Source organism: Erwinia tracheiphila (assembly GCF_021365465.1).
Lineage (GTDB): Bacteria > Pseudomonadota > Gammaproteobacteria > Enterobacterales > Enterobacteriaceae > Erwinia > Erwinia tracheiphila.
Window position 1 is genome coordinate 1,023,203 of the sequence record NZ_CP089932.1, and the last position, 13,966, is coordinate 1,037,168.

Genomic DNA, 13,966 nt, shown 5'->3' on the forward strand with positions numbered 1-13,966 from the left:
CGTCCTGTGGACGCCTGTGGGTTGTGAGGTTAAGTGACGAAGCGTACACGGTGGATGCCCTGGCAGTCAGAGGCGATGAAGGGCGTGCTAATCTGCGATAAGCGTCGGTAAGGTGATATGAACCGCGATACCCGACGATACCCGAATGGGGAAACCCGGTGCACTTGTGCATCATTGCAGCATGAATACATAGTGCTGCAAGGCGAACCGGGGGAACTGAAACATCTCAGTACCCCGAGGAAAAGAAATCAACCGAGATTCCCCCAGTAGCGGCGAGCGAACGGGGAGGAGCCCGGAACCATCATCAGCTTGTGCATCAGTGGAAGCGTCTGGAAAGTCGCAGGGTACAGGGTGATACTCCCGTACACGAAGGTGCACATGCTGTGAGTTCGAAGAGTAGGGCGGGACACGTGTTATCCTGTCTGAATATGGGGGGACCATCCTCCAAGGCTAAATACTCCTGACTGACCGATAGTGAACCAGTACCGTGAGGGAAAGGCGAAAAGAACCCCGGCGAGGGGAGTGAAACAGAACCTGAAACCGTGTACGTACAAGCAGTGGGAGCACCTTCGTGGTGTGACTGCGTACCTTTTGTATAATGGGTCAGCGACTTGTATTCTGTAGCAAGGTTAACCGAATAGGGGAGCCGCAGGGAAACCGAGTCTTAACTGGGCGTTAAGTTGCAGGGTACAGACCCGAAACCCGGTGATCTAGCCATGGGCAGGTTGAAGGTTGGGTAACACTAACTGGAGGACCGAACCGACTAATGTTGAAAAATTAGCGGATGACCTGTGGCTGGGGGTGAAAGGCCAATCAAACCGGGAGATAGCTGGTTCTCCCCGAAAGCTATTTAGGTAGCGCCTCGTGAAGTCATCTGCGGGGGTAGAGCACTGTTTCGGCCAGGGGGCCATCCCGGCTTACCGATCCGATGCAAACTCCGAATACCGCAGAATGTTATCACGGGAGACACACGGCGGGTGCTAACGTCCGTCGTGAAGAGGGAAACAACCCAGACCGCCAGCTAAGGTCCCAAAGTCATGGTTAAGTGGGAAACGATGTGGGAAGGCCCAGACAGCCAGGATGTTGGCTTAGAAGCAGCCATCATTTAAAGAAAGCGTAATAGCTCACTGGTCGAGTCGGCCTGCGCGGAAGATGTAACGGGGCTAAACCATGCACCGAAGCTGCGGCAGCGGCGCGTAAGCGTTGTTGGGTAGGGGAGCGTTCTGTAAGCCGTGGAAGGTGTGCTGTGAGGCATGCTGGAGGTATCAGAAGTGCGAATGCTGACATAAGTAACGATAAAGCGGGTGAAAAGCCCGCTCGCCGGAAGACCAAGGGTTCCTGTCCAACGTTAATCGGGGCAGGGTGAGTCGACCCCTAAGGCGAGGCCGAAAGGCGTAGTCGATGGGAAACGGGTTAATATTCCCGTACTCGGTGTTGCTGCGAAGGGGGGACGGAGAAGGCTATGTCATCCGGGCGACGGTTGTCCCGGTTTAAGCGTGTAGGCTGTTTTTCCAGGCAAATCCGGAAAATCAAGGCTGAGGCGTGATGACGAGGCACCACGGTGCTGAAGTGACAAATGCCCTGCTTCCAGGAAAAGCCTCTAAGCATCAGGCAACAGAGAATCGTACCCGAAACCGACACAGGTGGTCAGGTAGAGAATACCAAGGCGCTTGAGAGAACCCGGGTGAAGGAACTAGGCAAAATGGTGCCGTAACTTCGGGAGAAGGCACGCTGGCGCGTAGGTGAAGGGACGTGCTCCCGGAGCTGAAGCCAGTCGAAGATACCAGCTGGCTGCAACTGTTTATTAAAAACACAGCACTGTGCAAACACGAAAGTGGACGTATACGGTGTGACGCCTGCCCGGTGCCGGAAGGTTAATTGATGGGGTTAGCGGCAACGCGAAGCTCCTGATCGAAGCCCCGGTAAACGGCGGCCGTAACTATAACGGTCCTAAGGTAGCGAAATTCCTTGTCGGGTAAGTTCCGACCTGCACGAATGGCGTAATGATGGCCAGGCTGTCTCCACCCGGGACTCAGTGAAATTGAACTCGCTGTGAAGATGCAGTGTACCCGCGGCAAGACGGAAAGACCCCGTGAACCTTTACTACAGCTTGACACTGAACACTGAGCCTTGATGTGCAGGATAGGTGGGAGGCTTTGAAGCGCGGACGCCAGTTCGTGTGGAGCCATCCTTGAAATACCACCCTTTAACGTTTGGTGTTCTAACCTTGCGCCGTGATCCGGCGCGGGGACAGTGTCTGGTGGGTAGTTTGACTGGGGCGGTCTCCTCCCAAAGCGTAACGGAGGAGCACGAAGGTTGGCTAATCCTGGTCGGACATCAGGAGGTTAGTGCAATGGCATAAGCCAGCCTGACTGCGAGCGTGACGGCGCGAGCAGATGCGAAAGCAGGTCATAGTGATCCGGTGGTTCTGAATGGAAGGGCCATCGCTCAACGGATAAAAGGTACTCCGGGGATAACAGGCTGATACCGCCCAAGAGTTCATATCGACGGCGGTGTTTGGCACCTCGATGTCGGCTCATCACATCCTGGGGCTGAAGCAGGTCCCAAGGGTACGGCTGTTCGCCGTTTAAAGTGGTACGCGAGCTGGGTTTAGAACGTCGTGAGACAGTTCGGTCCCTATCTGCCGTGGGCGCTGGAGAATTGAGGGGGTTTGCTCCCAGTACGAGAGGACCGGAGTGAACGCACCGCTGGTGTTCGGGTTGTCACGCCAGTGGCACAGCCCGGTAGCTAAGTGCGGAAAAGATAAGCGCTGAAAGCATCTAAGCGCGAAACTTGCCCCGAGATGAGTTCTCCCTGTGGCTTAAAGCCACCTTAAGGGACGTTGAAGACGACGACGTTGATAGGCCGGATGTGTAAGCGCAGCGATGCGTTGAGCTGACCGGTACTAATGACCCGTGAGGCTTAACCTTACAACGCCAGAGGCGTTCTGGTGAGTGTTGAGAGACGACACGATCGGTATTCAGCTTGTGACGGACAGAAGAATTTAGCACTGTTCTGCGGAGATGATTCCGAAGGGTTTTGCGCTGAGAGGGCGGTAAGGAGCATACATGGGTATGTGACTGAGCGAGGCGATATCAGCACAAAAGGCACGGGACAGGGCACAAAGAATTTGCCTGGCGGCTTTAGCGCGGTGGTCCCACCTGACTCCATGCCGAACTCAGAAGTGAAACGCCGTAGCGCCGATGGTAGTGTGGGGTCTCCCCATGCGAGAGTAGGGAACTGCCGGGCATCATACAAATCTGATAAACGTGATTGTTCCGTTTATCAAAAATAAAGAAAATGCGCTGGTATGGCTCAGTTGGTAGAGCGCACCCTTGGTAAGGGTGAGGTCCCCAGTTCGAATCTGGGTATCAGCACCATACATAAGCGTGTATAATAAAAGAATTTGCCTGGCGGCTTTAGCGCGGTGGTCCCACCTGACTCCATGCCGAACTCAGAAGTGAAACGCCGTAGCGCCGATGGTAGTGTGGGGTCTCCCCATGCGAGAGTAGGGAACTGCCGGGCATCATACAAGAAGATACAGCGATAGCTGTATTTTAAGTGCCTTTCAAAAGATACGAAAGGTAAGAAACATCCGGGTCAGAAATAAAAGTCTGAACTCAGTAAAGAATCGGTGGAGCGGTAGTTCAGTTGGTTAGAATACCTGCCTGTCACGCAGGGGGTCGCGGGTTCGAGCCCCGTCCGTTCCGCCAATTATAAATAAGCCCTGAGTTTTATACTCGGGGCTTTTTTGTATAATTATAAAACCTGTCAAAAATCGTTCTCAGAATATACTGAGTAGTCTGCTACGCACCTGTAAAATTCAATCATATAACCTGTAAGTTATTGTACCTGAGGTATGTTCCAGAAGGATCAAGTCTTAATGTTCTCAAAGTAGAAGATGCAAAGAGCGGGAAGACAGGCATCCAGCGAATATGTTGGCGGGGTGGTGTCGAGGATTTTTAAAAGTGGTTACTTTACCTGTACTAGCTCAGACCTGATCTGACAGTTACCGGTTATTTATACAGGTGTCTGTCAGATTACATCTGGTTCAGATTTTTTTCTGCCCAGACTCGTTTACCATCAAGTAACGTGGCCATTGGCGTACGCCCGCAGCACATTTTTCCCTGATGAGTTCGCTCATTATTGTAATGCCACAACCCGTTGTCCAGATCCGTTTGCAGGCTCTCCAGGTCTTCGTATAACTTCTTACGGAACGTAACCTGATAAAAATCCTGCAAAATAGTTTTATGGAAGCGCTCGCAGATGCCGTTCGTCTGCGGAGACATCGCCTTCGTTTTTGTATGGTCGATATCGTTGATGGCCAGATACAGCTGGTAATCATGCTGCTCCACCTTACCACAGTACTCCGTTCCCCTGTCGGTCAGGATCCTCAGCATCGGCAGTCCCTGAGCCTCGTAGAACGGCAGTACGCGATCATTGAGCAGGTCTGCGGCGGTGATCGGCGTTTTACTCGTATACAGCTTGCAGTGTGCCACTTTCGAGTACGTATCCACGAACGTCTGCTGGTAGATACGACCCACACCTTTCAGATTGCCCACGTAGAAGGTGTCCTGCGACCCGAGATAACCCGGGTGAGCAGTTTCGATTTCTCCGCTGGCCTCGTCATCGTGGGCCTTCTTCTCCAGCGCTGCGATTTGAGCGTCGGTAAGCACGATGCCTTCTCTGGCGACCTTTTCCTCAAGTGCCTTCAGGCGTTTACGGAAGTTCTCCAGGTCGTGCCGTTGCCAGATGGAGCGCACGCCGCTACCGGAGATAAACACGCCTTTTTTACGCAGCTCATTACTGGTCCGGTGTTGCCCGTGGGCCGGGAACTCAACGGCATATTCAACAACAGCGCGTTCAGTGGCTTCGTCGGCGCGGTTCTTCAGGTTGGGGACGCGGCGGTTCTGGTTAATCAGCGCATCGATGCCGCCTTCAGCAGCCAGTTCCTGATAACGGTAAAACGTGTCGCGTGACACGCCCATGATCTTGCAGGCTTTTGATACGTTACCGAGTTCTTCGGCGAGATTGAGCAGGCCGGCTTTGTGTTTGATGATGGGATTGTTAGTATGAATCATGAGAGTTACCTCGCGTTTTGTTTAAGGATTAGACACCCATATCAAAACCGGTAACTCTCAACCTTTCAAGGTCCAGTGTCAGATCAAGTCGCGACTAATACACTTAAATGGAGCAGGCAGCACTTTTACAGTGTCTGCTGGGCGCATTTTGTAAGACCCTGTAAATAATTCTGTGTAACTGCCACCACGTCAAAGGTGAACGCTCAGGCGGTCACCGAACTCAATAATAAAGCGGCTCATCGCCAGCCGACAGTTCTGGATCGGCATACTCCATTTTTTCGATGCCGACTGGATTGCCAGCCACACCTCCTTTTTCACTGCGTCGTCAGTCGGGAACACCTTCCGCTTCTTGATGGCATCCCGGATCACGCTGTTCAGCGACTCAATGGCATTCGTGGTGTAGATAGCTTTTCGGATGTCAGACGGATAGCCGAAGAACGTATTGAGGTTTTCCCCGTGCGCACGCCAGCTTTTGCTGATTTGTGGATATTTGTCATCCCATTCTTCGGCGAACGCATCCAGCGCCATCCGTGCGGCCGCTTCTGTTGGTGCCTGATAAACGGTTTTCAGCCCGCCCGTGACCGCTTTGTAGTCCTTCCACACCCCACGCAGGCAATCAGGATGTCCTGAAGGCCGCGATTTTTAAGTTGCGTCAGCACGTTCAGCCAGAACTTTGCACCTTCATTTTCAGCCAGCCACATCCCCGGAAGCTCTTTCCGGCCTTCGGTATTGATGCCCGGGACCAGGAACACCGCTTTGTTAATCACGCTGCCATTCTGACGAACCTTAACAACAATACAGTCCAGATAAACAATGGGATAGAGCGCATCCAGCTGGCGATTCTGCCATTCGGCGACCTGCTCTTTAACGGCATCCGTGACTTTTGATATCAGGGCCGGTGACACATCAGTATCGTACATCTCTTTGAACGTATCGACGATTTCCCGCGTGGTCATGCCTTTGGCATACAAGGATAAAATCTGGCTGTCCATCTGCTCGATACGCGTCTGATTCTTCTTAATCAGCTGAGGTTCAAAGGTATTTTCCCGGTCGCGCGGCGTGTTTAGCCCGATTTCACCGTCGTCGCACAGCAGCGTTTTCGGAGAGTAGCCGTTGCGGGTATTGGTGCCGGTTTTAGGGGCATTTTTCTCATGCCCGAGGTGGTCAGTCAGTTCTGCATTGAGTGCCGTTTCAACGGTCAGCTTCGTGAGCATGCGGAAAAACTGATTAAGGCCGGCCTCAGTTTTGAGGCCTTTGGCCAGTTCAGCAGCAAGGGCCTTAAGTTTCTTCTCGTCGTCCATAATTTGCCTGTCTCCATTGTTGGAGTGAACATATCAAAAACAGGCAATTACACAATTTTAATTACAGTCTCTTTTGTAAAAAACCACCTGCATAGCAGGTGCCATTGATTTCGCCCCACAGGGGCGCACTAAGTCCAGACTCAGAGAGCCTTCCCTTCACACTTCTTTCAGTGGAAGCTGGCTCTCTTCAACTTCATGTTTTTCCTGATACTTCACGTACTTTATTATCATTTCTTCGTTTATACCTCCGGTATCGACACAATAACCTCTTGCCCAAAAATCATTCCCCCACTGCTTGTTCTTACGCAAGCAGGGAAATTTACTGAACAATCGAAGGGCTGTTTTACCCTTTAAGCCGCCTGTTACATGGGAAATCGAAAGCCGTGGAGGCACTTTTACCCGCAAACGGACATGGTCTGTCTGGACATTCAGCTCCACTACTTCTATCCCGGGCTGCTCACCTGAGATCCTTATCGGCTTACAGACCTCTTTACCAACATTGTTACTAAGGATGCGAAACCGGTACCTGGGTGTCCATACGATATGATATTGACAACACCAGAGCACATGAGATGCTTTCTGGAATCTGCTCATGGTTAAATCCCTGGGAGTTATGGGGATAACAGATTCGGATTTTCCCATGAGTAGCATGACTGGCAGAGCCAACTTATTGCTGACCACCTCCACAGGAGGTGGTGTTCATGGTTAGGAAACTGAATCATCGTTTTAAAAATTTCCTGACCATGAGCAGCAGTGTCTGTAATGCAGTAATGATGTGCCATCGGGAACGTTATGGTCATAAAATGGCATTTGCGGCGCGTTTTTAACCTGAAAGCTGTTTTTCAGACGCACTTATCCCGCAGTCTGTGCCAGAAGCCATCGTTTCCGGTCGATGTTATGCAGTCTTTCTGCCACCAACTCCGACGCGTGCCTCCCGGCCTGCGCACTGCTGAAGCGCAGTCGGTTGCCGCACAGAATGCATTTGTACGGATCCGTGCGCAGAAATTCTTTCATCAGCGCGGCGAAGCCGGGCTTCTCCGGTTTTTTCCGCGCTTCCATCTCCAGGGCTTCATACACCTTCGGCAGCAGGCTACCCCGTTTACGGTTTGATAAAAAACCGTAATAACGCACCATCTTAAAATGCTTCGCCGGGATATGGCTGATATAACGTCCGATCATATCTTCCTGCGTCAGCGTCTGCTGCCGGTACTGCTGCGTACGGTGGTCGTAATAGTGGTGCACCACCGCGCCGCCGCTGTAGTGCCTCAGCTTCGCCGCCGACACGGGGGGCCGTTTCAGGTACCGGCCCAGATATTTGACGCTCCGCCAGGCCCCCCGGGTCTTCTTCGCGAAGTGGACCTTCCAGCGGCGCCCGTACTGCGCCTGCAGATAGCGCAGCCACTGTTTTTTGTCGTGGATATGCCCCAGCCCCGGCAGCCTGCCGGGGTTAATCAGGTCATAGCTGTGGCGCAGCAGCCGGATGACGGCTCCGCGCCAGATTTCCTCCACGGCATGCTTTTTAAAGAAGAGGTCGCGCCATACGCCGTGTTTAATATCAAGCCCGCCGCGGGTGACGGAGAGATGAATGTGGGGATGCTGGTTGAGCTGGCGACCGTAGGTGTGCAGGGCGCAGAAGATACCGACTTCCACACCCTGTTTTCTGGCCCAGCGGAGCATGGCGCGGGTGGCTGCGCGGAACAGGGCATTGAGCAGAGGCCAGTTATTGTTGAAAAAGGGCCACAGCAGATGGGGCATGGTGAAGGTGATATGCTGCCAGTCGCAGTCGGGCAGAATTTGCTGTTGCTCTGTAATCCACTGCTCCGTGGCCTTATGTCCGCAGGAGCTGCAGCCTTTTGATTTACAGGTCTGGCAGAAGAAGCGGGTGTGGGTGCAGTCCGGGGAGGCGCAGCAGTATCGCTTCACCCCCATGGCAGCAGTGCCGCAGGCGAGCATGCGCTCGACGCAGAGTACGGTCCAGGGGCTGAGGGTGTCCCCGTGTTTATCCATATACCGGTTCCAGGCGTCATCAGTGGTGAACAGCAGTTTTGCCGGGCGCGGGATATACATGCGGCGGATTATCGCTCTGCAGTGGCACCGGTATTATAGTGCCAGTCGTCACAGTCATCGGCCCAGTTGTCGGTGTGTTTATCCCAGGGAGCGAAGGTCACCGGCAGCATGCCGGATTCTGTGGCGATAATAAACACATCGGCTGGCATGGACTCAAGGACGACATCGCCGTCGGGTGAGTCAGGCGGCTCAAAGCCGCGGATGATGCAGACGAGAGGCGGGTCGAAGTGTGTATCGAGGAAAAACTGTGGCCCCAGGTGGACACAGTGACGAATGGCATCTGCGAGCGCTTCCATAAAACTATTTTGCAGGATTTTTATCAGGTTACGTTCCGTAAGAAGTTATACGAAGACCTGGAGAGCCTGCAAACGGATCTGGACAACTGGTTGTGGCATTACAATAATGAGCGAACTCATCAGGGAAAAATGTGCTGCGGGCGTACGCCAATGGCCACGTTACTTGATGGTAAACGAGTCTGGGCAGAAAAAAATCTGAACCAGATGTAATCTGACAGACACCTGTATAAATAACCGGTAACTGTCAGATCAGGTCTGAGCTAGTACATCTTATGTATAATTATCCTGTTTCATCAACGGAATGAGTTTCAGAAAAAATTATATGATGTTGAATAAAATTGCTCAGAATCAAACCCGATGACTCCGCAGGATTTGAGGAAGTTTCATATCAATTTATTATCTTCTGGCATGACTAAGTTTACATACTATTGATTGCCAGTAATCGTCCATTCGTTTCATATATTTACCTGAAATGACGTGCTTATTTGCTAACCTGGATTGAAACTTAGGTACAAAATCCCTATAACTGAATCATAGCGTCACTTCAGATTGTTAAGACCGGGTGGTAAAGTGCGAAAAAAAACTCATGCAATGCGATATGTAGCGGGACAACCAGCAGAGCGTATTTTTCCGCCTGGAGCTATGTTGCACCTTGGGAAAGCATCACCTCCTGGTACGCCATTGAAAATTGAGTCCTCTTTACGTGTTCTGGTGTGGAATATTTTCAAACAACAGCGTGCAGAGTGGCTCTCTGTTCTGGAGAGTTTTGGTAAAAATGCCCACCTTGTATTATTGCAAGAGGCACAAACCACACCTGAGCTGGTGCGTTTTGCAACAACACATTATCTTGCTGCCGATCAGGTGCCTGCTTTCGTACTCCCTCAGCATCCTTCTGGAGTGATGACGCTGGCCGCAGCACATCCGGTCTATTGTTGCCCTCTCCGCGAGCGTGAACCTCTTTTAAGGTTAGCCAAATCAGCGTTGATAACTGCTTACCCGCTTCCCGATGGCCAAATGCTGATGGTGGTTAATATTCATGCGGTTAACTTTAGCTTAGGCATTGACGTATACAGCAAGCAACTGGGGCCGATTGGCGATCAGATTATTCATCATCGGGGGCCGGTAGTGATGGCTGGAGACTTCAATGCCTGGAGCCGCCAGCGCATCAATGCGCTATACGCTTTTGCCAGTAATATGGGGCTTGAAGAAGTACGTTTTGCTAATGACTATCGGCGTAAGGCTTTTGGACGTCCGCTCGATTTTGTTTTTTACCGGAATATGAGTGTCGATCAGGCCAGTGTTCTGGTGACTCGTGCCTCCGACCATAATCTGCTTCTGGTGGAATTTACTCCGACAAAAGCGTGCCTGAGTAGATGATACAGTCAATATTTAGCGATCTGATAACGCTTAACAAAAGTTCATAAATTGCCGAATGGTCCCCCGCCAGTCTGTTATCCGAATAAGTATCAAAAATATCCGTAATTTTTAAGGGTAGATTGTCTGCGGAGGTCATGGGAAAAGTGTATTACATCCAGACAATGGACTGTCTTCTGACAGCATTCTCAGCTTAATCTAGACAAAAAAATTAACCACAGGCCATTGTTATATTAAAAAGCTAACTATCTGGAAATAGTGCTATCACTGAAACCTGGCGGCAACAATGCTCACCGGTCAGGTTTTGAACAGGCGACAAAAAAGCCAGTCACGAGGGACTGGCTTTAAGGATAAAACAATCATCAGCTGTCTGGTGAGTTGGCATTACTCACAAACAGCGTCAGATTGTCTCCAGGCCGTAGATGGGTGTCATCGCTGCTATTCCAGCGCATCAGGTCCTTGAGGTTGACGCCATGACGTTTTGCGATGCTGGACAAAGAATCACCTTTGCGTACTCTATAGGTATAGGTGATGCGGTTGCCATTATCTGCCAGTCTGTTGCTGCTGCTACCGTTTCCTAAACTCAGCGTCTGTCCTGGTCGAATATTGCTACCGCGAAGATTATTCACACGTTGCAGATCCTTTACGGAAATATTCAGGTGTTTAGAGATTCCTGACAGCGTATCGCCATTTTGCACCTTGTAAGAACCTGGTGTTGGAGAATTACTTGCCAGTTCGGTTGGCTGAACTGCCGCAATATCACCTGCTGCCAGCGAGTTTCGCAACTGTGCCACATTAGACTTCGGCACCATAATGTACTGAGGCCCGCCGTCAGGTGCTGTTTTTCCTCGTTTGTAGCCTGCATTGAAGCTTTTCAACTTGTTCAGGGACATACCAGACATCTCAGCAGCCTGAGTCAGCGCCATTTGCTGACCAACTTCAACTCTTGCTAACGCACGGGCCTCATCAGGTTCAGGCAGGCGCACGCCGTAACGTCGGTTATTTTTCAGGATGTCACCCAAAGCAAGCATTTTGGGGACATAAACCGTCGTTTCGCGTGGCAGTGAGAGATGCCAAAAATCTGTTGGTTTCCCCAACGCTTTATTGGATTTCATCGCTTTTAACACGCGCCCCTCACCGCTGTTATAGGCGGCTATGGTGAGCAGCCAGTCACCGTCAAACATGGTATTCAGGCGCTGCATCATATCCAGTGCGGCCTGAGTGGATGCCACCACATCGCGGCGCCCGTCATACCACTGGTTTTGCTTCAAACCGTAGTTTCGCCCCGTTTGCGGTACTATCTGCCAGATGCCCGCGGCATTGGCAGTAGAGGTTGCATGGGGGTCAAAAGCGCTCTCCACTATGGGTAGTAGTACTAGTTCCATCGGCATCTTACGTTGCTTAATCTGCTCGACTATCCAGTACATATACGGCTCTGCCCGTAATGTTACATCGTGGAGATAGCTCTTATTTTTTAAATATTTTTGTTTTTGTTCGCGTATCCGGGCGTTATCCGGAATCTTCATCTTCAGCTCGTTGCTAATGAAATCCCACAGATGCTGTTGCTGCGTAAGGCTTGTTCCATCATCCTGCCAGCGCGGCGACAAAAAACGATCTGCATTTTTGGCCATTTCACTTTGACTTGCCGAAGACAAACTCTGTGCATGCTGCTCAGGTGAATTGGCGTCATTTCTTGACGCCTGACACCCAACCAACAAGACCGAGGCGATTATTATCGCTGTAGCCTTCATGTGTTTGTCATAGTCCGCTTAAAAGACGTGCAACTATACGTGGTCGTATTACGCAACTCAACCCGAAAATCAAAAATGGTCTTTCTGATGGCGTAGCATTGCAAATACCTGCCACTCCTTTTGATGTGATGTTTGATTTTCTTTTTTATTTTTTAAATCAATATCATGAGTCATAAGAAATACATTTATTTTTCGCTCAAATGCCAGTGTGGTTGGCACTGAAATACCATTTTTTGCGCGTAACTCCTTAATTTTTAGATGGTAGCTTTCTATCTCGGTATTATCTGGTAAAACGGTCAGAGCAAACTTCAGATTTGATAATATATACTCATGTGCGCAACATATTAATGTGTCTGGCGGAAGTGAATTAATCTTTTGAAAAGATTGAAACATTTGTTGTGGGCTTCCTTCAAACAGTCTTCCGCAACCAGCAGAAAACATTGTATCCCCACAAAAAAGGTAAGGGAACATGAAATATGAGATATGTCCTAAAGTATGTCCTGGCGTATGGAGAACGGAAAATTCAGTGCCTAAAATGGCCACTTTATCCCCTTCACTAACAATCTTTGTCGCCCCCTTATCCTGTGTTTCAGCCGGACCATAGACAGTCAGGTGTGGATACTTTTCTACCAGTGCGGCCACACCTCCCGTATGGTCGTGATGATGATGAGTCAGCAAAATGGCAACTGGTCGCCACTGATGTTTTTCTAACATCGCGAGAACCGGCCCGGCCTCTCCCGGATCGACAATCAGGCAGTCGCCATGGTCGTCATTCAATGTCCAGATGTAGTTGTCCTGAAGGGCTGGAATACTGGTAAGATTCATTATCGCCTCGTTTACTGGTCGTATATGGAAAGAAGATGGTAAAGCATGAAGCCTGCTAAAACACGCCAAATCCGGCATGTGCCTCTGAGCTGGACTCAGATCCCATGTGGGGACTTTTACCGTGATTCACTGACCCGGCATCTGGAGCCATGCCTGAGTAAAATTTATGGCTTCCATCTGCTAAAAGTGGGTCATCTGAGTGCGGAAATTGATACAACCAGCTGTGCTATATCGCATCAGGTCAATGTTGGCACGACAGGGAAAGATTTACACGTCCAGGCTGATCCAATGAGCCTGCCGTTTGAGTCTAAATCCATCGACGCTTGCCTGCTGGCGCACTCACTTACCTGGAGCAACGATCCACATCGGGTACTTCGTGAAGTCGACAGGGTACTGATTGATGATGGCTGGATTATTATCAGCGGTTTTAATCCGTTTAGCCTGGTGGGAATGGGTAAGTTAATTCCCGGCCTGCATCGGCGAGTACCATGGAACAGTCGGATGTTTACCCAAATGCGCCTGCTGGACTGGTTGAGCTTGCTTAATTATGAAGTGACAGAACAAAGACGATTCCAGGTTCTCCCCTGGAATCGTCAGGGCGGCAAAGTTATCAGTAAACATTTTCCTGCGCTTGGTTGCCTGAGCATTGTCGTGGCACGTAAACGGACGTTTCCTTTAACGATCAACCCTGCCAGAAAAGCTGCAGCCAAAAGAAGGCTTGCTTCGGCAGTGAGTGCAACCAGTCAGTATCGGGTGCGTCATCGTCATCAGGATTCTGGCTGATAGCCTGAATCTTCCTGTACGGGGTTACCAGCAGCAGTGCGAGCCAGTACATCGCAGCGCTCATTTTCTTCGTGTCCGGCATGGCCTTTGACCCATTCCCATTTTATCTGATGATGACTGAGGGCTGCGTCAAGGCGTTTCCATAAATCGACATTCTTTACCGGTTTTTTATCGGCCGTTTTCCAGCCACGTTTTTTCCATCCGTGTATCCAGCTGGTGATTCCCTGACGAACATACTGGCTGTCGGTACTGAGTACCACTTCACAGGGCTGGGTAAGCGCTTCCAGCGCGACAATCGCGGCCATCAACTCCATACGATTATTGGTTGTCAGGTAATAACCGGCGCTGAAGTTTTTCTCGTGTTTACCATAGCGCAGAATCGCGCCATATCCTCCGGGACCGGGATTACCCAGACAAGAACCATCGGTGAAAATTTCTACCTGCTTAAGCATCTCTGGTAGACTCCCTGCTGAAAAACGCCAAGTCTG

Annotated in this window: 9 protein-coding genes, 2 tRNA genes, 3 rRNA genes and 2 pseudogenes; 8 read left to right on the top strand and 8 right to left on the bottom strand. The window is 50.7% G+C overall.

Annotated features, from left to right (window positions below; all coding sequences use genetic code 11):
• Positions 1 to 27: 27 nt before the first annotated feature.
• From LU633_RS05170 to LU633_RS05190, 5 genes are all read left to right on the top strand, one after another.
• Positions 28 to 2,930 (top strand): 23S ribosomal RNA (locus LU633_RS05170).
• A 203-nt stretch (positions 2,931 to 3,133) separates the two neighbouring features.
• Positions 3,134 to 3,249: ribosomal RNA gene (rrf, locus tag LU633_RS05175) — 5S ribosomal RNA — on the top strand.
• 55 nt (positions 3,250 to 3,304) lie between these two features.
• Positions 3,305 to 3,380: transfer RNA gene (locus LU633_RS05180), tRNA-Thr, on the top strand.
• A 29-nt stretch (positions 3,381 to 3,409) separates the two neighbouring features.
• Positions 3,410 to 3,525, top strand: a 5S ribosomal RNA gene (gene rrf, locus LU633_RS05185).
• Positions 3,526 to 3,636: 111 nt separating this feature from the next.
• Positions 3,637 to 3,713, top strand: a tRNA-Asp gene (locus tag LU633_RS05190).
• Between the two features lie 327 nt (positions 3,714 to 4,040).
• On the opposite strand, the gene LU633_RS05195 is transcribed toward LU633_RS05190, so the two are convergent.
• The 5 genes and pseudogenes from LU633_RS05195 to LU633_RS05215 all read right to left on the bottom strand — a co-directional run bounded on the left by LU633_RS05195 (position 4,041) and on the right by LU633_RS05215 (position 8,745).
• Positions 4,041 to 5,081, bottom strand: coding sequence for an IS481 family transposase (locus tag LU633_RS05195; RefSeq protein ID WP_046371791.1), 1,041 nt, complete (start codon positions 5,079 to 5,081; stop codon positions 4,041 to 4,043).
• 189 nt (positions 5,082 to 5,270) lie between these two features.
• Positions 5,271 to 6,382: pseudogene (locus LU633_RS05200) on the bottom strand (IS256 family transposase).
• A gap of 156 nt (positions 6,383 to 6,538) precedes the next feature.
• Positions 6,539 to 6,976 (bottom strand): IS200/IS605 family transposase, encoded by a 438-nt coding sequence (tnpA, locus tag LU633_RS05205; RefSeq protein WP_046372210.1) that lies wholly within the window; start codon positions 6,974 to 6,976, stop codon positions 6,539 to 6,541.
• Between the two features lie 258 nt (positions 6,977 to 7,234).
• Positions 7,235 to 8,449 (bottom strand): IS91 family transposase, encoded by a 1,215-nt coding sequence (locus LU633_RS05210; protein ID WP_046371879.1) that lies wholly within the window; start codon positions 8,447 to 8,449, stop codon positions 7,235 to 7,237.
• An 8-nt stretch (positions 8,450 to 8,457) separates the two neighbouring features.
• Positions 8,458 to 8,745: a hypothetical protein gene (locus LU633_RS05215; RefSeq protein WP_152664259.1), complete on the bottom strand. Its 288-nt coding sequence runs from the start codon at positions 8,743 to 8,745 to the stop codon at positions 8,458 to 8,460.
• Between LU633_RS05215 and LU633_RS05220 the strand changes: the two are divergent.
• Positions 8,719 to 8,955 (top strand): annotated as a pseudogene (locus LU633_RS05220) (integrase core domain-containing protein); the annotation flags it as partial. The gene LU633_RS05215 and the pseudogene LU633_RS05220 overlap by 27 nt on opposite strands.
• Before the next feature lie 360 nt (positions 8,956 to 9,315).
• The gene (locus LU633_RS05225; protein ID WP_040465927.1) at positions 9,316 to 10,122 is read left to right on the top strand and encodes an endonuclease/exonuclease/phosphatase family protein; all 807 of its coding nucleotides are present in this window, start codon (positions 9,316 to 9,318) and stop codon (positions 10,120 to 10,122) included.
• A gap of 359 nt (positions 10,123 to 10,481) precedes the next feature.
• Here the strand turns inward: LU633_RS05225 and mltD are convergent, their stop codons facing one another.
• Both mltD and gloB read right to left on the bottom strand, forming a co-directional pair.
• Positions 10,482 to 11,870, bottom strand: a complete 1,389-nt coding sequence (mltD, locus tag LU633_RS05230; RefSeq protein WP_040465928.1) for a murein transglycosylase D — start codon at positions 11,868 to 11,870, stop codon at positions 10,482 to 10,484.
• 69 nt (positions 11,871 to 11,939) lie between these two features.
• Positions 11,940 to 12,695 carry a hydroxyacylglutathione hydrolase gene (gene gloB / locus LU633_RS05235; RefSeq protein WP_046372212.1) on the bottom strand — a complete coding sequence of 252 codons (756 nt, stop codon included), beginning with the start codon at positions 12,693 to 12,695 and terminating at the stop codon, positions 11,940 to 11,942.
• A 45-nt stretch (positions 12,696 to 12,740) separates the two neighbouring features.
• Between gloB and LU633_RS05240 the strand changes: the two genes are divergently transcribed.
• A complete protein-coding gene (locus LU633_RS05240) occupies positions 12,741 to 13,478 on the top strand; it encodes a class I SAM-dependent methyltransferase (RefSeq protein WP_016193121.1) in 738 nt (245 codons plus the stop codon).
• Here LU633_RS05240 and rnhA read toward each other — a convergent pair.
• Positions 13,463 to 13,930 (bottom strand): ribonuclease HI, encoded by a 468-nt coding sequence (rnhA, locus tag LU633_RS05245; protein WP_016193122.1) that lies wholly within the window; start codon positions 13,928 to 13,930, stop codon positions 13,463 to 13,465. The genes LU633_RS05240 and rnhA overlap by 16 nt on opposite strands.
• Positions 13,931 to 13,966: the final 36 nt, after the last annotated feature.

Bases quoted from the DNA above. Each gene is read 5' to 3' on its own strand.
- LU633_RS05195 (WP_046371791.1), bottom strand. From the start codon at position 5,081: ATGATTCATACTAACAATCCCATCATCAAACACAAAGCCGGCCTGCTC.
- LU633_RS05210 (WP_046371879.1), bottom strand. From the start codon at position 8,449: ATGTATATCCCGCGCCCGGCAAAACTGCTGTTCACCACTGATGACGCC.
- LU633_RS05240 (WP_016193121.1), top strand. From the start codon at position 12,741: ATGAAGCCTGCTAAAACACGCCAAATCCGGCATGTGCCTCTGAGCTGG.
- rnhA (WP_016193122.1), bottom strand. From the start codon at position 13,930: ATGCTTAAGCAGGTAGAAATTTTCACCGATGGTTCTTGTCTGGGTAAT.
- LU633_RS05215 (WP_152664259.1), bottom strand. From the start codon at position 8,745: ATGGAAGCGCTCGCAGATGCCATTCGTCACTGTGTCCACCTGGGGCCA.
- tnpA (WP_046372210.1), bottom strand. From the start codon at position 6,976: ATGAGCAGATTCCAGAAAGCATCTCATGTGCTCTGGTGTTGTCAATAT.
- gloB (WP_046372212.1), bottom strand. From the start codon at position 12,695: ATGAATCTTACCAGTATTCCAGCCCTTCAGGACAACTACATCTGGACA.
- mltD (WP_040465928.1), bottom strand. From the start codon at position 11,870: ATGAAGGCTACAGCGATAATAATCGCCTCGGTCTTGTTGGTTGGGTGT.